The 18150-nt window shown below is 64.2% G+C and carries 16 protein-coding genes; 7 read left to right on the top strand and 9 right to left on the bottom strand.

The annotated features are described in order from the left end of the window. The first annotated feature begins 262 nt into the window (after positions 1-262). Both CFR72_RS11340 and fumC read left to right on the top strand, forming a co-directional pair. On the top strand, positions 263-2587 hold the full coding sequence (locus CFR72_RS11340) for a TonB-dependent siderophore receptor (RefSeq protein ID WP_408869975.1): 2325 nt from the start codon (positions 263-265) through the stop codon (positions 2585-2587). Positions 2588-2689: 102 nt separating this feature from the next. Continuing rightward, entirely contained in the window at positions 2690-4138 is a 1449-nt protein-coding gene (gene fumC / locus CFR72_RS11335; RefSeq protein WP_110914052.1) for a class II fumarate hydratase, read from the top strand. A gap of 222 nt (positions 4139-4360) precedes the next feature. On the opposite strand, the gene CFR72_RS11330 is transcribed toward fumC, so the two are convergent. The 4 genes from CFR72_RS11330 to CFR72_RS11315 all read right to left on the bottom strand — a co-directional run bounded on the left by CFR72_RS11330 (position 4361) and on the right by CFR72_RS11315 (position 7307). Continuing rightward, on the bottom strand, positions 4361-5554 hold the full coding sequence (locus CFR72_RS11330; RefSeq protein ID WP_110914074.1) for an SMP-30/gluconolactonase/LRE family protein: 1194 nt from the start codon (positions 5552-5554) through the stop codon (positions 4361-4363). A gap of 145 nt (positions 5555-5699) precedes the next feature. Then, entirely contained in the window at positions 5700-6035 is a 336-nt protein-coding gene (locus CFR72_RS11325; protein ID WP_110914051.1) for an antibiotic biosynthesis monooxygenase family protein, read from the bottom strand. A gap of 43 nt (positions 6036-6078) precedes the next feature. Next, complete coding sequence (locus CFR72_RS11320) at positions 6079-6837, bottom strand: SDR family NAD(P)-dependent oxidoreductase (RefSeq protein ID WP_110914073.1); 759 nt, start codon at positions 6835-6837, stop codon at positions 6079-6081. Positions 6838-6950: 113 nt separating this feature from the next. Next, the gene (locus tag CFR72_RS11315; RefSeq protein ID WP_110914072.1) at positions 6951-7307 is read right to left on the bottom strand and encodes a YidB family protein; all 357 of its coding nucleotides are present in this window, start codon (positions 7305-7307) and stop codon (positions 6951-6953) included. A gap of 286 nt (positions 7308-7593) precedes the next feature. Between CFR72_RS11315 and CFR72_RS18075 the strand changes: the two genes are divergently transcribed. Beyond that, entirely contained in the window at positions 7594-7932 is a 339-nt protein-coding gene (locus CFR72_RS18075; protein ID WP_227744259.1) for a hypothetical protein, read from the top strand. Between the two features lie 167 nt (positions 7933-8099). Here the strand turns inward: CFR72_RS18075 and CFR72_RS11305 are convergent, their stop codons facing one another. Continuing rightward, positions 8100-8447, bottom strand: coding sequence for a DUF3147 family protein (locus CFR72_RS11305; RefSeq protein WP_110914050.1), 348 nt, complete (start codon positions 8445-8447; stop codon positions 8100-8102). Between the two features lie 101 nt (positions 8448-8548). Between CFR72_RS11305 and CFR72_RS11300 the strand changes: the two genes are divergently transcribed. After that, the gene (locus CFR72_RS11300) at positions 8549-10036 is read left to right on the top strand and encodes a cryptochrome/photolyase family protein (RefSeq protein ID WP_110914071.1); all 1488 of its coding nucleotides are present in this window, start codon (positions 8549-8551) and stop codon (positions 10034-10036) included. 17 nt (positions 10037-10053) lie between these two features. Here the strand turns inward: CFR72_RS11300 and CFR72_RS11295 are convergent, their stop codons facing one another. Both CFR72_RS11295 and CFR72_RS11290 read right to left on the bottom strand, forming a co-directional pair. After that, positions 10054-10956 (bottom strand): ion channel, encoded by a 903-nt coding sequence (locus tag CFR72_RS11295; protein WP_110914049.1) that lies wholly within the window; start codon positions 10954-10956, stop codon positions 10054-10056. 110 nt (positions 10957-11066) lie between these two features. Next, positions 11067-11534 (bottom strand): Lrp/AsnC family transcriptional regulator, encoded by a 468-nt coding sequence (locus tag CFR72_RS11290; protein WP_110914048.1) that lies wholly within the window; start codon positions 11532-11534, stop codon positions 11067-11069. 112 nt (positions 11535-11646) lie between these two features. Between CFR72_RS11290 and CFR72_RS11285 the strand changes: the two genes are divergently transcribed. Beyond that, the gene (locus CFR72_RS11285) at positions 11647-12603 is read left to right on the top strand and encodes a DMT family transporter (protein ID WP_110914047.1); all 957 of its coding nucleotides are present in this window, start codon (positions 11647-11649) and stop codon (positions 12601-12603) included. A 16-nt stretch (positions 12604-12619) separates the two neighbouring features. Here CFR72_RS11285 and CFR72_RS17565 read toward each other — a convergent pair whose 3' ends face one another. Both CFR72_RS17565 and CFR72_RS11280 read right to left on the bottom strand, forming a co-directional pair. Beyond that, positions 12620-12757 carry a hypothetical protein gene (locus CFR72_RS17565; RefSeq protein WP_167400359.1) on the bottom strand — a complete coding sequence of 46 codons (138 nt, stop codon included), beginning with the start codon at positions 12755-12757 and terminating at the stop codon, positions 12620-12622. A 14-nt stretch (positions 12758-12771) separates the two neighbouring features. After that, positions 12772-14496, bottom strand: coding sequence for an ABC transporter ATP-binding protein/permease (locus CFR72_RS11280; protein ID WP_110914046.1), 1725 nt, complete (start codon positions 14494-14496; stop codon positions 12772-12774). Positions 14497-14793: 297 nt separating this feature from the next. Here CFR72_RS11280 and CFR72_RS11275 point away from each other — a divergent pair, with 297 nt between their 5' ends. Then, the gene (locus CFR72_RS11275) at positions 14794-16971 is read left to right on the top strand and encodes a putative bifunctional diguanylate cyclase/phosphodiesterase (protein ID WP_167400360.1); all 2178 of its coding nucleotides are present in this window, start codon (positions 14794-14796) and stop codon (positions 16969-16971) included. A 343-nt stretch (positions 16972-17314) separates the two neighbouring features. Further along, positions 17315-17764 carry a DUF2501 domain-containing protein gene (locus tag CFR72_RS11270; RefSeq protein ID WP_110914070.1) on the top strand — a complete coding sequence of 150 codons (450 nt, stop codon included), beginning with the start codon at positions 17315-17317 and terminating at the stop codon, positions 17762-17764. Positions 17765-18150 lie beyond the last annotated feature (386 nt).

Genomic DNA, 18150 nt, shown 5'->3' with positions numbered 1-18150 from the left:
CGGTGCCGCCGCGCCTATGTAATCCCGAACAAAAGAAAGAAACGTTTGGTGCAGCTATGAAATTTATTTTCATGGCAGAGGACGGCCACCGGGACGGTTCGTAAAAAAATGCGGTACATATACGAACGAATATAGACATGCCGTAATCACGATTATATACGCCGGGATATCTTTTATCACAATTCTTTCAGAAGGTAGCCGCATGCGCACGGTCAAGAGGACGGCGATTTATGTTGTTTCGGCAGGACTGGGCCTGACCCCCATGGGCCTGTCGGCCGTTGCCGCCACCGTTGCGCAGCCTGCGTCCAAGGGGCCGTCCACCGGCCATGCCACCACCACGCAGGGCACCACCGCACAGGGCACCGCTGCGCAGGCCGCCCCCACGCAGGTCGCGCCGGGGCAGGAAGCCGTCGCCTCCACCGCCGTTGGTTCCGCCAATGCGGAGGACATGACCGTGATCGGCCACCGGCGCATGGCGTCTGGCGCTGCCGCCGATTACAACAAGAAGACGGCGAACCTCGGCCCGCTGGGCACGCGGCGCACGCTTGACACGCCGATGTCGATCATGACCGTCCCGCATGACGTGATCGTCAACCAGCAGGCGCGCAACGTCAACGACCTGATGCAGTACATGCCCTCGGTCCAGCTTGAAACCCGTGCCGACCCGGGCACCAGCCGTCCGCAGTCGCGCGGGTTCGAGGCCGATGTCATCTCCAACAGCCGCATCGACGGGCTGAACGCCTTTACCGTCACCCCCTATGCCGCGGAGCAGTTCGACAACGTGCAGGTCCTCAACGGGCTGGCCGGTGCGCTGTATGGGCCGCAGAACCCGGCGGGCACGTTCGAATATGGCCTGAAACGCCCGACGGATGAACGGATCAACCGCCTTGCGGTGGGCGTGGATTCCATCGGCACGCTGATGGAAAATGTCGATTCCTCCGGCCGGGTCGGCAAACATGGCTGGCTGGGCTACCGCATCAACCTGCTGCATGGAGATGGCACGTCCTATGTGCAGGACAGTTGGGTGCGCCGTAACCTCGTCAGTGCGGATTTCGACATCCATATCGACCACAACACGGTGCTGGAACTCGACGCCAGCCATTACACGTTCGATGAACGCGGCATGCCCGCGGGCATCAACCTTGCCGGGTACCACCTGCCCACCGCCCCCGACCTGGGCAAGCCGCACATGGGGCAGGACAATGCGGGCTTCAATTCCGAAAACAACGTGTTCCTCGCCAAGCTGAAGCACCGGATCAACGATAACTGGAGCTTCGTCATCGGCGGGCTGTACCAGGATTCCGGCCGTCAGGTGTTCGAGGCGGCCGATACCCTGATCGACAACAAGGGCGATTACAAGCAGGCGATGTCGGCGGCCACCACGGTCAATGACTTCAAGGTCGGCAGCAACATGGCCTATGTCAACGGGCGCGTGCATACCGGCTTCATCACGCATGACCTCGTGGTCGGCACCAATGGCTACATGGAAGGTGGCTATAACCCGCTGAGCGGGCAGAGCTATACGGACATCAAGTCCGCCTCGCTCTATAACCCGGTGGGCCGCAACGTGCCGCAGCCCTATTATCACGGCAAGTATGAATCGCAGTATGTGCGTTACCAGTCGATGATCCTGGGCGACACGGTGCATTTCAACCGCCACTGGTCGGCAAGCGGCACGCTGGCGTGGAGCTGGCTGGACCAGGATTCGACCGGCACGATCGCGGGCAAGCCGACCACCTCGATCATCGACGGCTACACCGTCACGACCACGCACCTGTCAAAGGGCGCGACCAAGCATGCACCCGATGTCGATGCGGCGTTCAGCCCGATGGCAAGCCTGGTGTACAAGCCCACCGACAACCAGACGGCCTATTTCACCTATGGCCGTTCGCTGCAGGCCGGGTCTTCGGTCTCGGCTGGTGCGCTGAATGACAATGAATACACCGCGCCCGTCCGAAGCGAGGAATTCGAGGTCGGGTACAAGTATATGTACCGCAACATGCAGTTCAACATCGCGGGCTTCCGCGCGACGCGCAGCTATTCCTTCATCGATCCCAAGACCGACATCTATGGCAATTACGGCACGCAGCGTAACTATGGCGTCGAATTCCAGGCGATGGGCCATATCACGCCGCGCCTGTCGGTCATCGGCGGCATGACATGGATCGATGCGCAGGTGCTCAATACCGGGACCGCCGCGACCTCCAACAAGCAGGCGGTGGGCGTCGCCCCGCTGCAGGCCAACGTGCTGCTGGATTACCGCGTTCCCTTCGCGCAGGGCTTTGCGCTGAACGGCCTCGCGGTCAATGCCAACGTCCATTACACGGGCCGTCGCGCGGCGGATGTCTACAACTCCACCTTTGCCGGGTCGTATGTGACGCTGGACATGGGCGTGCGCTATCCGTTCCGTGCGGGCAAGCATCCGTGGATGGCGCGTTTCGGCGTGACCAACGTTGCGAACGAACGGTACTGGTCGTCGGTCTATAACGGCACGGCCGAAGGTACGTCGGTCACCACCGCAGGCACCAGCGCCGCCTATGCCGGCATGCCGCGTGCCTATCACTTCACGCTCGAAGCGGATTTCTGATCCGCTGTTTCCCCCGCGCACCGGCTTGTGATGGTGCGTGGGGGCGTATCGGGCGGCAGGCGTTCCCATATTTCCTGAAAACCACAGGAAGGAACGTCCCCCATGACCCAGCCGCCGAAACTGATCGACTGTCCCATTGGCATCAAGGCCACCGGCCTGCGTCGCGAACGTGATTCGATGGGTGACATCGACGTCCCCGCCGACCATTACTGGGGTGCGCAGACGCAGCGCAGCCTTGTGCATTTCTCCATCGGCCGCGACCACATGCCGATCGAGGTCTGCCATGCCTATGGCATCGTGAAGAAGGCGGCGGCGCTGGTGAATGCCGCCGATGGCCGCCTGCCGCAATGGAAGGCCGACGCCATCTGCCGTGCCGCCGACGAGGTCGCAAGTGGCGCGCTGGATAGCGAATTCCCCCTGTTCGTCTGGCAGACCGGATCGGGCACGCAGACCAACATGAACGTCAACGAGGTGATTGCCAACCGTGCGATCCAGCTTCTGGGGGGTGTGCTGGGGTCCAAGACCCCGGTCCATCCCAATGATGACGTGAATATGGGACAGTCGAGCAACGATTCCTTTCCCACCGCCATGCATGTCGCCACCCTGCTGGAAATCGACGACCGCCTGATGCCGCGTGTGGAGGAACTGATTGCCGCCCTGCGCGCCAAGGCGGAGGAATGGCATGACGTGGTCAAGATCGGGCGCACGCACCTGCAGGATGCGGTGCCGCTGACGGTGGGACAGGAATGGTCCGGCTGGGCGTGCCAGTTGGAGGATGCGCTGGATGCGGTAAAGGCCGCGCGTGGCGGCGTGCTGCAGCTTGCGGCGGGGGGGACGGCCGTGGGCACGGGCCTGAACGCACCGCCGGGATTCAGCCGTGCCATTGCGCAGCGGATCGCGGCCCTGACGGGGCGGGAATTCGTCACCGCGCCCAACAAGTTCGCGGCCCTTGGCGGGCTGGACGCCATGGTGCGGGTGTCGGCCGCGCTGCGCGGAGTGGCCGTGGCGCTGATGAAGATCGCCAACGACATGCGCTGGCTTGGCTCCGGCCCGCGCTGTGGCCTGGGGGAACTGCACCTGCCGGAAAATGAACCCGGCTCATCCATCATGCCCGGCAAGGTCAACCCGACCCAGTGCGAGGCGATGGTGATGATCTGCACGCAGGTCATGGGCAATGACGCCACCGTGTCCTTTGCCGGAAGCCAGGGGCAACTGGACCTGAACGTGATGCGTCCGGTGATCGTGGCCAACGTGATCCATGCAATCCGCATCCTTGCCGACGGGTGCCACAATTTCCGCGTGTTCTCGGTGGAGGGGACGCGCCTGAACCTCAAGCGCATCCGCCAGTATGTCGAAGGGTCGGTCATGCTGGTCACCGCGCTGAGTCCCGAAATCGGCTACGACAATGCCTCCGCCATTGCGCACCGGGCGATGGAGCAGGACATCACCCTGCGTGAGGCCGCGCTGGCGTCGGGACTGGTGGACGGGGCGACGTTCGACCGCCTTGTCAACCCGATGGCGATGGTCGGGCATGGGGTTGGCGGGGCATAGGACAAAGAAGGTCAGGGGCTTTGCCACCGCACCCCCACCAAAGGGCATTGCCCTTTGGAAACCAGGACTTTTAAGCGAATCAGGGTGCAGGGATCGCGATCCCTGCCGAGTCCGGGCGGAGCCCGGATGCTGCATGCATCGTTGTCTCGGAGGCGTTGCCCCCGCACCCCCACCAAAGGGTATTACCCTTTGGGAACCAGGAGTTTTAACGAATTCAGGGGGTCAGGACAGGCCCGCGCCCTGCGTGTTGACCACCAGCGTAAACAGCGCATCGGCCGCGCACATGAACAGGGTGTCGCGCTTTGGCCCGCCAAAGGTCAGGTTCGACACCCCGCGCGGCAGGCGCAGCCGTCCGATCATGCGCCCGGCGGGGCTGTAGACCACGACGCCGCACAGGCCGAGCGGCCCGCCCGCGCCGCACCACAGGTTGCCAAAGATGTCCGCGCGCATGCCATCCGGTCCCAACTGGTGTCCGTCGAGCATCATGTCCGCGAACACGCGGCCATTGCGCACTTCCCCGTCCTTCAGGTCATAGGCATGGATGCGCTGGTCCCCGCCGGGGCCGTCCTGTCCCGGTCCCGCGCCGCTGGAAATCACGTAAAGGATGCTGCCATCAGGCGAAAAGCACAGCCCGTTCGGCCCCGCAAGCTGCTGCTGCGTCAGGATGGCGCGCAGTTCGCCGGTGTGCGGGTCGATGCGAAAGACATGGTCGTCCTGCCGCGCATGGCCTGCGAACTGGGCCACGACCTCCCCGTCCATGGCCCAGCGTTCGCGGCCCATGCGGTTGGCACGTCCCCCCGGCGCGTCGGGGTGGCCTTCGACGATGGTGTCGCCATATCCGGGGTCGGTGAACCAGATGCCGCCATCGGGATGGACCACGACGTCGTTGGGGGAATTGAGCGGCGCGCCCTGGTACCGGTCCGCCAGCACGCTGCACGACCCGTCATGTTCCCAGCGCACGACCCGCCGCATGCCGTGTTCGCAACTGATCAGGCGGCCTTCGGCATCGAACGTGTTGCCGTTGCTGTTGTAGGAATAGTCACGAAAGACCGAAACCGTCCCCGTCTCCCACAGGTAACGGTACTGCTGCGCGCGGATCGTGTCACTCAGCAGCAGGAAACGTCCCTGCGTGCTCCACGCCGGACCTTCCAGCCAGTCGCCACCCCGCCATGCCAGCCGGATGTTGGCGTTGCCATAGACAAGGTTGGAAAATGACGGGTCAATCGCAAGGATATCCGGATCCGGCAGGTAGGGCGCCGGGGCATGCGGCCCCCACTGCCGCGGCGGGGTGGTGACCACGCTGGGCGGTTGCGCCAGCGGGGCGGGCGTGCCGGCCCGTGCGCGCGCCGTCATCAGTCCCGCCGCCGTGACCCCGCCAAGGAGGAGGCTGCGACGTGACAGGGCGGCTGGGGACATGGCGATGGGTTCCTGTGGTCCGGGAAAGGAGACGGAACCCGTGGCCCCGCGCAGGGGCCGATCATACGGGATGCGCGCGGGCATGGAAACGTAACATTCCGCGTGCCGCGCGCAAATGTGACAGGATGGGGCGGGGCCTGTGGCCTCAGCCCTCGCCGTCGGGCATGCGCGCGACGATGTTCTGTACCACATCGAAGCCTTCGAATACGGGCGGGCCGATCATCAGCGGTTTCTTCGTGCCCGCGCTGGCGTGGGCGGCGCGGAATTCGTCCGAACGGGTCCAGTTTTCAAATGCGGCGCGGGACTGCCAGATGGTGTGGGAGGCATACAGGATGTAGTCGTCGTGACGCGGACCGGCGAGTAGCTGGAAACTGATGAAGCCGGGCACGGTATGCAGGTGGACTTCGCGCCCCAGCCAGCGTTCGCGAAAGGCGTCCTCGTTTTCGGGGGGAATGCGGAATCGGTTCATGGCAATATACATGTGCTGCGATCTCCTCGGGATGGCTGCAATGGGTGGCAGTGTATCAGCGTCCGCCCGAAACTGTCATGATGCTGCCGGTCATGTACGAAGATGCGGGGGAGATCAGGAACAGCACCGCCTGCGCGATTTCGTCGGGATGGCCGGTGCGGCCCATCGGCACGACCTTGTCCACCAGGGCCTCGGTTTCCGGGGGGACCATGTCGGTCGCCGTCAGGCCGGGGGCGACGGCGTTGACGCGCACGCCCTCCCGCGCGACCTCGTTGGCCAGTCCGCGGGTGAAGGTCTCGATCGCGGCCTTGGTCGCGGCATAGGGGACCAGTCCCGGCAGGCCGCCCAGGCGCGCCGCGACCGAGGACAGGTTGACGATGCTGCCGCCCTGTCCGCCATGGCGCGTGGACAGGCGGCGCACGGCCTCGCCCGCCGCCAGCATGCTGCCACGCACGTTGATGTCGAACAGGGCGTCGAGTGTTTCGGCCGTCTGTTCATCCACGCGGACCTTCGTCCCCGTGACGCCTGCATTGTTGACCAGTCCGCCCAGCGGGCCGAGTTCGCGCGTGGCGCGGTCGAACAGGGCGGTGATCTGCGCCGGGTCGGCCACGTTCGCGGCAATCGCCACGGCATGGCCCCCCTGTGCGCGGATGCTGGCGGCCAGTTCCTCCGCCGGGGCGGCGGTGTGGCTGTAGTTGATCTCCACGGGATAGCCATGGGACGCCAGCAGGCGGCAGATCGCATGGCCGATGCCACGGCTGCCTCCCGTCACGATGATGGCCCTCTTGTCGTGTTGGGTGTCGGTGGTGGTCATGGTCGTCTCCGTGATGCGTCGGTCCGTCGTGTGACGCATACGGTCGCGTCAATGACCCCGCCGCGCAAGGGGGATGGCTGCATCCCACATGCCCCATTTTCCCATGCGCGCCGTCAGCCATCCAGCCGCGACAGGTGGGGCAGCAGGTCCGCCAGTCCCGCGATGGTCGCCGCGTGTGACAGTCCCGTCTGGCGGGAAAAATGGTCGATCACGTCGGCGGGCAGCAGCTTTGTCACGACGTCCGCCTGCGTCGGCGCGGGGGAGGGGGCGGCCTCCCACTGCCGCACGGTCGGCTCCAGCCCTTCGTTGCGGGCGCGTTCATGCAGGATGCGGCGTCCGGTGCCGTTGCGTGCGCCCATATATTCGATCATCGCGCTCATCAGGCCGGACTTGTCCGTCCGTGCGCCCGTCAGGACGTCCGCAACCTTGCCTGCCGCATTCCCCAGTTGAGTGGCTGTTTCGTTGGCCATGATGCCGTTCCTTTCGGTGCTGGTTGTGGTGTGGGGTGTCAACGCAGGCAGGCGGGGATGCGTATCATCACAGATAAATGATGTTATTTCCTGGATTTTCACGTAATAATCGGGAAACTTTTCGACATGTTCCGCGTTGGACACACGTCCCGCCGCGCCCCGGATGGCGGTCCGGCCCATGTTGTCGCGTCGTATTGCGCCGCCTGCCGCGCACCGGGACCTCCATCGCGCATGCCCCATTTCAGGCCCGTTTCCCACGGCCCATTTTTTCAAGGAGGATCAAGACATGCTGCGTCATCATGAAACCGGACATCACGACCTGCGCATCATGGCGTGCGCACTCGTCACGATGTTCTGGGGCATGACGCAGGCCCTGCCCGCCCACGCCGCCGCCGGGCGGGAGGACCAGGCATCGGCGTGCAAGAAGGATGTCTTCAGGCTGTGTTTCATGGACATCCCCAATGAACAGTTGATGGAGGAATGTCTTGAAAGCAAGCTCGACAAGCTTTCCCCTGGCTGTCGCGCGATGTTCGAGGAGCCGGAGAACACGCCCCAGGCCGCCCCTGTCGGGCAGAACGTGCAGGCCACGGTCCCGGCGCACGCATCCCCGCCTGCCTCCCCCTGACGGGGAAGGCGTCTGTCCGGACGGATATTTCTGAAAAAAGATGTATCCGAAAGGATATTTAAAAATATCGGATAGAATTTATAGAAGTTTCTGGTGAAGCTTTTTCAAAAAGCTTCAGGGAACGCCACATTTCCCTAAAGGACACGGCATCCGAAAACTCCCGGTCCCTACAGGTTCACGCCCATGCGCGCGGCGCACCATGTGACCCACATGTAAAGTACGGCGGTCAGCACGCATCCCACCAGCAGCGCGGGATAGAAACCGACCCCATGGCGCATCAGGTACGGGATCAGCAGGAACATCGGCAGCGACGGGATGACGTACCAGAATGTCGCCTCCACATGGGTTTCCATGCGGACCGGATCCTTTGTTTCCGCCCACAGCCACAGCATCCCGAACACCGAGATCAGCGGCAGCGATGCGACCAGCGCGCCAAGGGCGGGATAACGCCGCGCAATGGTGGAGACGAGGGCGATGATAAGTCCCGACAGGACAGTCTTGAACATGAAGAACATGGGCGCGCGCCGGTTATCCAGAAAAGAGGGCAGGTTTCACTTGCAACGGTTTGCAAGGGTATAGCACACCGGCAGGTCCTGCCATCACTGCCGGAATGGACATGCCCCGATCTTCCCCGCCCCCGACTTCCCCTGCCGAGACACCCTGCGCTACCGCGCCCGTCATCGTCTGGTTTCGTGACGACCTGAGGCTGGCGGACAACCCGGCCCTGTCACATGCCGTCGCATCGGGGCGGCCGGTGCTGTGCCTGTTCGTGCATGACCCGGGCCATGCGTTCGCGCGTGCGCTGGGCGGGGCGGCGCAATGGTGGCTTGATGGGGCCTTGCGCGCGCTGCGGGCGGACCTTGTGCGGGTGGGGGCGGTGCTGCATGTGGCGCGCGGTGATGCCGCAACGCTGGTGCCGCAACTGGTGGCGCAGGCGGGTGCGGCGGAAATCGTGTGGAACCGCCGTTATGATCCCGTAGGCCGCGAAACCGATACCGCCATCAAGGCCGCCGTGAAGGAAGCGGGTGTTGCGGCCCACAGCTTTGCGGCCGGCGTGCTGCATGAACCCTGGACGGTGCGCACCCGCACGGGCGATGCGTTCCGGGTCTATACCGCGTGGTGGCGTGCCGCGCGTGCGATGGGCGAACCGCTTCCGCCCCTGCCCGCGCCTGCGCAGGTTCCCGCGGCCCCGCCCCCCGCCGCGTGGGCGGAACAGTGCGTGGGGATTGACGCGCTTGGCCTGTGCCCGGTGGCGCCCGACTGGGCCGGGGGACTGCGCGCGGCATGGCAACCGGGGGAGGCACGGGCGCGCGAACGCCTGCACGGCTTCGTCCATGATGGTTTGGCGGGATATGGCGATGCGCGCGACCGGCCGGACCTGCCCGCGACGTCGCGCCTGTCGCCGGATCTGCGCTTTGGCCATGTCTCCCCCCGGCAGGTCTGGCACGAAGCCGTCGCGGCCGTGCGCGGGGGGGACGGGGCGGGTGAACAGGATTTGGGGAAATTCCTGTCGGAACTGGGATGGCGCGATTTCGCGGTGTCCCTGCTTTATGCGCAGCCTGAACTGGTATCGGGCAATTTCCGTACCGAATTCGATGCGATGCCATGGCGCGATGACGCCGATGACCTGCGGGCGTGGCAGCAGGGGCGCACGGGATACCCCATCGTGGACGCGGGCATGCGGCAGTTGTGGCACACCGGATGGATGCATAACCGGGTGCGCATGATCGTGGCGTCGTTCCTGACGAAACACCTGCTGATGGACTGGCGCGTGGGGGAGGCATGGTTCCGCGACACGCTGGTCGATGCTGATATCGCAAGTAATGTCATTAACTGGCAATGGGTTGCGGGATGCGGGGTGGATGCCGCGCCCTATTTCCGCGTGTTCAATCCCGTGCTGCAGGCGCAGAAATTCGACCCCGATGGCGCGTACGTGCGCAAATGGGTGCCCGAACTCGCGCCATTGCCCACGTCATGTATCCACACCCCATGGACCTGCGATCCCGCGATCCGCAGGCGCGTGGCCTATCCATCGCCCATCGTGGACCTTCAGGGCGGGCGGGCGCGCGCGCTTGCGGCGTGGAAAGGCCTGTCAGGCGCGTAACGGGTGGATGGTGGGGGTCAGGCGCATTTTTCGAGGTCGTCGAAACGGGTGTAATCGACCGTGATGCTGCCATCGGGGTTGGTGTTGATGATGTCCACGAAATGGTGGTCATACAGCATCCGGTCGAACCCGTAGGCCGTGCGGGCGAACACCGACTGTCCGGAGGCCTCGTCCGTGCCGGTGATCGTGACGATGATCTCCGCCTCCTCCGCGCGCAGCATGTCCAGCGTGACCCCATGCAGGGGGCTGGACCCGTCAATCACATGCACCGGCAGGCACGCAAAGCGCAGGACCGGGATGTGGGACTGCCGCAGTGGCAGGGGAGCGAACTCCCGCGTGACATGGCCGTCGGGCTGCGGGATCAGGCGCGCGAGCGAGAATTCGATATCCGCGCTCAGGATCGGGCTGCGGCGGCAGTTGGCGACACGCACGTCGAGGTGGGGTGTCGCGTTGTCGTTGATGATGACGGCGCGCTTGCTGAACATGATGAGTGCGCGCGGGCGCGAAAACCGGGCAAAGACCAGGCCCGTCGCCACGGCGTTGATCATCATCCCGCCCAGCACCTCCGTCGTCGCCAGCAGGTTCGCCGTGCGGCCGACCGGGGCCATGACGCCATACCCCACGGTGGACAGGGTCTGGACGCTGAAGAAGAAGTAATCGAGGAAATCGCCCTGCCGCGCGCCGGACACCTGTGACCCCACCGCCATGTAGGCCAGCGCGAAGACCACGTTGATCCCGACATAGAACGCGATGGACCAGTACAGGAAACGGCTCCACCGTGCCGTCAGCGCATGGTGGTAGAAATCGGACCAGAACCGGTCCGCCTGTCCCACGCGCACGATGGTGTCATGGCCCCTGTCCTCCAGCACATGGGGATGGCGCGAGGCCATGGGGGACGGAGTGGGGGCAGGCTGGATCATGGGATGGGTCCCCGTGGCGCGACTATGACATAGTGTGTCATGGCTGGCGCCATCATGCCAGCCAGCCTTCGTGCAGGGGGCCCATGCAAATCCTTCGGGACAGGCGCGGGCTACAGCGGCACGCCGGTCCCGGTCTTTACACGGTCCAGCACGACCACGGTGTGATAGGAACGCACCAGTTCGTTGTCCGCCAGCAGGCGCGCGGTCCGTTCCTCGTAATCCTCCATGGACGGGACCAGCAGGATCAGGACGAACCCCGCCGTCCCGGTGACACAGTAACATTGCTGCACCTCCGGGGCGTCGCGGAAGAACGCCTTGACGGCTGATACCGTGGCCGAACGGTCATCCGTCAGCGTGACATTCACCAGCACGGTGATGGGAAAGCCCACGGCGGCCTGATCCACGATGGCGACGGTCCGGCGGATGATGCCTTCCTTCTGCATGCGTGCGATCCGGCGCTGCACGGCGGGGGGCGACAGGTTGACCCGGCGTGCGATTTCACGCTGTGGCTGGCCCGCATCTTCCTGCAGCAGGCGCACGATGGCCAGGTCATGTGGGTCCAGCCTGTGAGTGGACATTGCGCGTTCCTTCGGTTTCATGAGCGAAAATTGCACATCCCTTCCCAAAAAAGAGCACATCCCCCGGTATTCTCAAGTTATTTCCTTATGGTTACGAACTGTAAGGTACGCCATGGGCAACGAACGCAGACCCGTTGACGCACGGGCCACGACCATCATGGTCATGATGTGCGCGATCTGGGGCACGCAGCAGGTCATCATCAAACTGGCGGCGGCGTCCATGGCGCCGCTGCTGCAGGTGGGGGTGCGTTCGGGCATCTCGGCGGTGCTGGTCGCGCTGGTGGTGCTGTACCGGCGCGACCATGCGGCGCTGGCGCGATGGACGCTGCGTGGCGGCGTGCTGGCGGGACTTCTGTTCGGGACGGAGTTCGTGCTGGTGGGGGAGGGACTGCGCCTGACCACGGCGTCGCATATCGCGATCTTCCTCTATACCGCGCCGATCTTCGCGGCATTCGGCCTGGGGCTGTGCCTGCCGGAGGAGCGCCTTGCCCCGCTGCAATGGTGTGGCATCGGCCTGGCCTTTGCCGGTGTGGTGGCGTCCTTTGCCGGGCGTGGGCCGGCCCCCGCGGGCAGCATGGCGTGGCTGGGTGACCTGCTGGGCATTGCGGCGGGTGCGGCCAGTGGCTCGACCACGACGGTCGTACGGGTGTCCGCCCTGTCGCGCGCGCCCGCGTCGGTGACGCTGCTGTACCAGCTTGTGGGGGGATTCGTGCTGGCCACCGCTGCCGCCGTGATGATGGGCGAGGTCCGGGTCACATGGACGCCCGTGCTGGTGGCGGGGTTGCTGTATCAGAGCGTGATCGTCTCCTTCGCCAGTTATCTGGCGTGGTTTGCGCTGCTGCGGATCTACCTTGCCTCCCGCCTCGGGGTGATTTCCTTCATGGCGCCGGTGTTCGGGACGGTGTTCGGCGTAACGGTGCTGGGCGAGCAGTTGGATACCGCCTTCATCTGTGGCGCGGTGATGATCCTGGGGGGCATCGTGCTGGTCAGTGCGCAGGACCTGCTGCGTGGCGGGCGCAGGGCGCGGGCCATCCCGGACGGGGGCTGCATCACCGGGAACGGGACGTGACGGGCATTGATGTACCTCAAAGTACACTTTCCCCGGAAAGCTGTACCTGAAAAGTGGTTTCAGGCAGGGCGCTGACAAACGGATAAAAGTTTTTGGGTGCCGCCTTTTTCCAAAAAGGCGGCGTTCCTTTGAAGCTTTTTGCAAAAAGCTTCACCAAAAACTCCTGATTTATGGAGACTGGAGCGTGATGCACGTGTCATGCGCCGCCAGCAGGGAGGCGCGGTGCGTGATCGAGACGATGGTGATGCCCGGACATTCCTGCCGCAGCAGGGCGTACAGCATGCCTTCCGCCGTGGCGTCGAGGCTGGAGGTCGATTCATCGAGGAAGACCCACGCCGGGCGCGCCACAAGGATGCGCGCGAAGGCAAGGCGCTGCTGCTCCCCCGGTGAAAGGGTCTGTCCCCACGGCGCTTCCTCGTCCAGCAGGGGAAGCAGGCGTTCCAGCCCCACCGCCGCGAGGGCCGTGCGCATGTGCGCATCGTCCACCTGCGTGTCGGCCATGGGATAGCATACGGCGCGGCGCAGGCTGCCCACCGGCAGGTAGGGGCGCTGCGGCACGAACATCATCGGGGTGTCGGGACGTTCGATTTCGCCGCGCGCGAAGGGCCAGATCCCGGCGATGACCCGGAACAGGGTCGATTTCCCCGTCCCCGACGGCGCGGAAATGACGGTCATGCCCCCATGGCGCAGTGTCATCGACACATGATCCAGCATGACCGTGCCATCGGGGCGCAGGACCGTCAGGTCACGCAGGACCATGTCCGCCCCGGCGGCGGCGGGAATGACGCGGCATTCCCCCTCCATCGCGCGGGCGCGGTCCATGACGCGCTGGAACGTCGCCAGTCGCGCGACCTCGGCATGCCATGTGGCCAGCGAGGCGTAGGAGGTCGAAAACCACCCCATCGCCCCCTGCACGCGCGAAAATGCCATGACCATCTGCATCAGCGTGCCGAACGTCATCTTGTTGGCGAAATAGCGGATGGAGCCGACGAGCAGGGCGAAATTGCCGGAGATGACCTCCAGCCCCGTCGTCAGCAGCCCCAGCATCCGCGTGCGGCGCATGATGGCGAGGAAATTGTCATAGACGGCGGAAAATGCGTGCTCCAGCCCGGCTTTCTCCTCCGCCTCGCCGCGGTACAGGGCGATTCCCTCGGCATTGTCGCGCACATGTACCAATCCGTAACGCAGGTTGGCTTCCGTGCGCTGCTGCAGGAACTGCAGTCCCGCGAGGCGGTGCCCGACAAGGTGCGTGACCCATGTGGCAAAGACCGAATATACCAGCGCCGCCCAGAAGAAATAGCCCGGGATGGTGATCCCCAGCACCACCAGCGGCCCCGACAGCGTCCACAAAAGCCCGGCATAGCTGAACAGGGTCACGACATTGGTGACGAAGTTGACGAACTGCGTCAGCGTATCGCTGATGAAGCTGTTGATGTCCTCCTGTATGCGCTGGTCGGGGTTGTCGGCCCCGGCCTCCAGCCCCGAGGTGACAAGGGCGATGCGGTAATAGGTCTGGTTTTCCAGCCACTGCGCCGTCATCCGCCGCGTCAGCCACCGCCGCCAGCGCAACTGGAGCAGTTGCTGCAGGTACGGCAGGTACACCCCCATCAGCAGCGCGGGCGCGGCGACGGGGAAGAAACCGGGGATGATGGCGCCGCTTTCGCTACGCACGTACCAGAACAGGCCGCGCAGGAAGGTCTTTACGTCGCGCTGCTGCAGGGCGGTGTAATAGACGTTGCGCGCGAACGACTGCACCAGGTCGATTCCCACCAGCGAGAAGGTCAGCGCCAGCACGCCCAGCAGCAGCGCCCACGCGCGCCCGCGCTCCTCCGACATGAAATAGGGACGGGTCAGGTACCAGACATCTTTGAGCACGAGGCGTAAATGCTGCATGTTCCATGGTCCGCACGGCAGGGCAGGCAGGAGTGCACCGCCCGGCCTTCGTGTGTGTCACGAAGCGCGACGGGACTCAATCTCCATCACGCCGGCATGGCGGGGTGGCGTTGCATTCTTGTATGAACCCCGCCAAGGGGATAAACGGTTAGGGAGAACCGGTTGAATGACCCTGTGCGGCGCACATGCGCGTATCGCTGTCCCCAAGTGTCGGCAATGTCGCAAAGCAGGGCGGTCATGGCCGTTTCTGGCCCGGATTCCCGTGCCGGCAGCGGATTGCAGAAGAAAAACGATGATATGACAACCTATACGCATTCTCCGGACCTGCAGCTTTCCGACCTCGCGCTCCAGCATATTCCCGAGGCGGTGGTCCTGATCAACGACCGGAACGACATCGTTTTCTATAATGACGCGGCACAGAGACTGTGGGGTCTCCCACGTGACGAGGTGATGGGCCAGAACGTGCGCTGCCTTGTGCCGCCCGCCTATCGCGCGGACCATGACGGCTTCATCGCCCGCCACCTGGAGGCGGGCAGCCACCATAATGTCGGCACCACCCGCGATGTGGAGTTCGTCAATGCCGGCGGCGAAGTGCGGCGCGGGCGGCTTTCGCTGTCGCAGGTGGTGCGTCCGGGCCTGCCGGGCATCTTCTACATGGGCGTCATGACCGACGTGACGCAGGAACGTAATGCCGAAAGCATCCTGCAACTGCGCAATGACCTGCTGCGCAGCCTGACAACCGAAAAGCTGCCCCTGGACCAGAGCGGGCAGTTCCTGTGCCAGCGTATCGAAAACACGGTGTCCGACTGCTGCGCGGTGCTGCTGCATCCGGGCGGGCGCGACGGGCGGATGGACGTGACCGCCACCACCACCCTGCCGCGGCGCATGCGCAACGCGCTGGCGACCTGCGTGCCCGACGCGGCGGCCGTGGCCTCCATGAAGGACGATCCCGCCGTTGCGGTGGACCTGGCATGGACGCGCCATGCGGTGCTGGCGCGCTCGTTCGGGTTCGACATGTGCGTCGCCGCCCCCGTCACCACCCATGACGGCACCCCGGCGGGCATCCTGGCGCTCTATCTGCGCGACAGCAGCGTGAAGGACTGGGCGCTGGCCGTCATGAAGGCCGCGACCCCGTTCTGCACGCTGGCGCTGGGGCGCGATGCGGCACGGCAGCGCATTTCCGAACTGTCGGAACGCGATACGCTGACGGGACTGCTCAACCGCTCCTCGCTCAACCGCTATATCGAGACGATGACATCGGACCGGCAGGATGCCGTCTTTACGGTCATGGTCCTCAACATCGACAGTTTCCGCGACATCAACAACGCGCTTGGCCACATCCACGCCGACAACTTCCTGCGGGAGGTGGCGAAGCGGCTGCAGAAGCTTTCGGCCGGGCGCTACATCATCAGCAGAAGCAGCGGGGACGAGTTCATCGTCGTTGTGCCCAACTGCCCCCGCGCGCTGGCGATGGACCAGGCGACGCGCATCATCCGCGCCATCGCCGAACCGATCGAGGTCGATGACAGCGCCATCACCCTGTCGGTGTCCATTGGCATCGCGTGCTTCCCCGATGACGGGCCTGATGGCGAATCCCTGCTGGGCCATGCCGACGTGGCCCTGCAGCAGGCGAAGAACGAGGGACGCGGCACCTACAAATTCGCGGATTCGAGCAAGAACCGCCTGGCGCAGGACCGGCTGCTTCTGGGCAGCGCGCTGCATGAAACCGTGTCCAAGGGGCTTTTGCACCTGTACTACCAGCCGCAGATCGACACGATGACGGGTGCGCTGTACGGGGTGGAGGCGCTGGCGCGGTGGCATCATCCCCACCTTGGCAACATCTTCCCCTCCCGCTTCATCGCGGTGGCGGAGGAAACCGGCCAGATCGCCGCCATCGGCCGGTGGTCCCTGCAGGAAGCCTGCCGCCAGATGGCGCAGTGGGACCGCGAGGGCATCCACGTGCCCACCGTGGCCGTCAACCTGTCCGCCGCGCATTTCGGCGATCACAGCGTCCCTGACTATATCGCCGGCCTGCTGCGGACCTATGACCTGACGCCTGACCGCCTGACGGTGGAGATCACGGAAAACGTCATGATGGAAAGCGGCAAGGCCACGCATGACGTGCTGCAGGCCATCCGCAATATCGGGGTGGGCCTGTCGATGGACGATTTCGGCACGGGCTATTCCTCCCTGTCGCGCCTGACGCGCCTGCCGCTGACGGAAATCAAGATCGACCGCAGCTTCATCAACGATTTCGAACACGACACCAATGCGCAGGCCGTGACCACCGCCGTCATCGGCATCGGCAATCGTCTGGGCATGACGGTCGTGACCGAAGGGGTGGAAACCGTGCAGCAGCGGCAACTGCTTGAGGACCTGAAGTGCGATGTGATGCAGGGCTACCTGTTCGCCCGGCCGCTGCCCGCGGATGAACTGGAAAAATGGATCCGCACGCGTGAGGCGGCCGGGGCATAGGCCGGCCCCGCCGCCCGCGATGGGGCGCGGCCATACATATTTGGTAACATAATCTTGAGTCCGGCATCCCCCGATCATAACAGATCGGCAACGCACCGCAGTCGCCCGCAGGGATCGGTTCAGGAAAACCCGTGACGCAGAAATGATTTTGCGCATCCGCCCCATGACGGATGGTGGCCTGCGCCCATGGCATTGCTGTTATATATCCAAAAGACGAATGTCTGGCATATGCAGTGTAGGGGGCCGGGGCGGGCATCCCATGGTAACATGACACTTACTGACACACGCCAGTCACGCATGCCGTTGCGTCTGGTCGCGCAATAATTGAATAAAGGTGAACAAAATGATCTCGTGTCTCGGTCGCGTCCTTTCCGCCGGTGCCGTTGCAACCGTGCTGGCTGCTGCTCCCATGCTGGCACATGCCGAAACGAATCCCCCCACGGGTGCGGGCGTCGCCAACCAGGTGGAACAGATCAAGATGGGATCGCTGTCGGAAAAGACGGTGATGTCCGCCGTGTCCTCGGCCAAGCCTGCCGACCTTGGCGGTATCCTCAACTACTGCATCCAGTCCAACTACCTGACCGCGTCCGAGGCATGGCCCGTCCTTGCGGCCCTGAACAAGAAGACCAACGACGTCCCGTCCAACAGCAAGGGCAACATGTCCTATGCCGATGGCTCCACCGGCCTGCTGAAGGTTGGCGGCAAGGCCCCGATCTCGCTTGAGGATGCCTCGACCGATATCCGTCGCGAAGCCTGCGCGAAGGTCGAATCCCGCGCGAAGTCGATGCTCTGACCTTCTTTTGCATGCGGGCGTGTCCTTTTCGGATGCGCCCGTGTTTCAAGAAGAAAAAGCAGGAAAACCTTTGAGAATTCCAGGATTTTCCTGACATCCTGATCTGGAAATGTCGTCAGGATAATCAAAGGTTTTTGGTGAAGCTTTTTTCAAAAAGCTTCGAGGAACGCCGCCTTTTTAAAAAAGCCGGCCCCCGGAACCTTTAAAGGGCAAAGGCAGCCCCGATCCGGAGAAAGACCGCCCGGTCTTCCCCGCTGCCCCCGTCCCGTTACTGCACCCATACCTGTGAGATGGGGTGGTTGCCGTCCTCCCCGCACGGCATCGCAATGTGCCAGAATGGTCGTTGGAAGAAACGACTGCGCGAAAGGACGGCAGATGAAGGATAC

Origin of the sequence: Gluconacetobacter entanii (assembly GCF_003206495.1) — a bacterium.
Classification (GTDB): Bacteria; Pseudomonadota; Alphaproteobacteria; order Acetobacterales; family Acetobacteraceae; genus Novacetimonas; species Novacetimonas entanii.
The sequence above is the reverse complement of the archived record's forward strand: the minus strand, read 5'-3'. Positions and strand labels throughout refer to the sequence as shown.

Excerpts from the sequence above, each read along its gene's own strand:
- CFR72_RS11340 (WP_408869975.1), top strand. The coding sequence starts at position 263 with ATGGGCCTGTCGGCCGTTGCCGCCACCGTTGCGCAGCCTGCGTCCAAG.
- fumC (WP_110914052.1), top strand. The coding sequence starts at position 2,690 with ATGACCCAGCCGCCGAAACTGATCGACTGTCCCATTGGCATCAAGGCC.
- CFR72_RS11330 (WP_110914074.1), bottom strand. The coding sequence starts at position 5,554 with ATGTCCCCAGCCGCCCTGTCACGTCGCAGCCTCCTCCTTGGCGGGGTC.
- CFR72_RS11325 (WP_110914051.1), bottom strand. The coding sequence starts at position 6,035 with ATGTATATTGCCATGAACCGATTCCGCATTCCCCCCGAAAACGAGGAC.
- CFR72_RS11320 (WP_110914073.1), bottom strand. The coding sequence starts at position 6,837 with ATGACCACCACCGACACCCAACACGACAAGAGGGCCATCATCGTGACG.
- CFR72_RS11315 (WP_110914072.1), bottom strand. The coding sequence starts at position 7,307 with ATGGCCAACGAAACAGCCACTCAACTGGGGAATGCGGCAGGCAAGGTT.
- CFR72_RS18075 (WP_227744259.1), top strand. The coding sequence starts at position 7,594 with ATGCTGCGTCATCATGAAACCGGACATCACGACCTGCGCATCATGGCG.
- CFR72_RS11305 (WP_110914050.1), bottom strand. The coding sequence starts at position 8,447 with ATGTTCTTCATGTTCAAGACTGTCCTGTCGGGACTTATCATCGCCCTC.
- CFR72_RS11300 (WP_110914071.1), top strand. The coding sequence starts at position 8,549 with ATGCCCCGATCTTCCCCGCCCCCGACTTCCCCTGCCGAGACACCCTGC.
- CFR72_RS11295 (WP_110914049.1), bottom strand. The coding sequence starts at position 10,956 with ATGATCCAGCCTGCCCCCACTCCGTCCCCCATGGCCTCGCGCCATCCC.
- CFR72_RS11290 (WP_110914048.1), bottom strand. The coding sequence starts at position 11,534 with ATGTCCACTCACAGGCTGGACCCACATGACCTGGCCATCGTGCGCCTG.
- CFR72_RS11285 (WP_110914047.1), top strand. The coding sequence starts at position 11,647 with ATGGGCAACGAACGCAGACCCGTTGACGCACGGGCCACGACCATCATG.
- CFR72_RS11280 (WP_110914046.1), bottom strand. The coding sequence starts at position 14,496 with ATGCAGCATTTACGCCTCGTGCTCAAAGATGTCTGGTACCTGACCCGT.
- CFR72_RS11275 (WP_167400360.1), top strand. The coding sequence starts at position 14,794 with ATGACAACCTATACGCATTCTCCGGACCTGCAGCTTTCCGACCTCGCG.
- CFR72_RS11270 (WP_110914070.1), top strand. The coding sequence starts at position 17,315 with ATGATCTCGTGTCTCGGTCGCGTCCTTTCCGCCGGTGCCGTTGCAACC.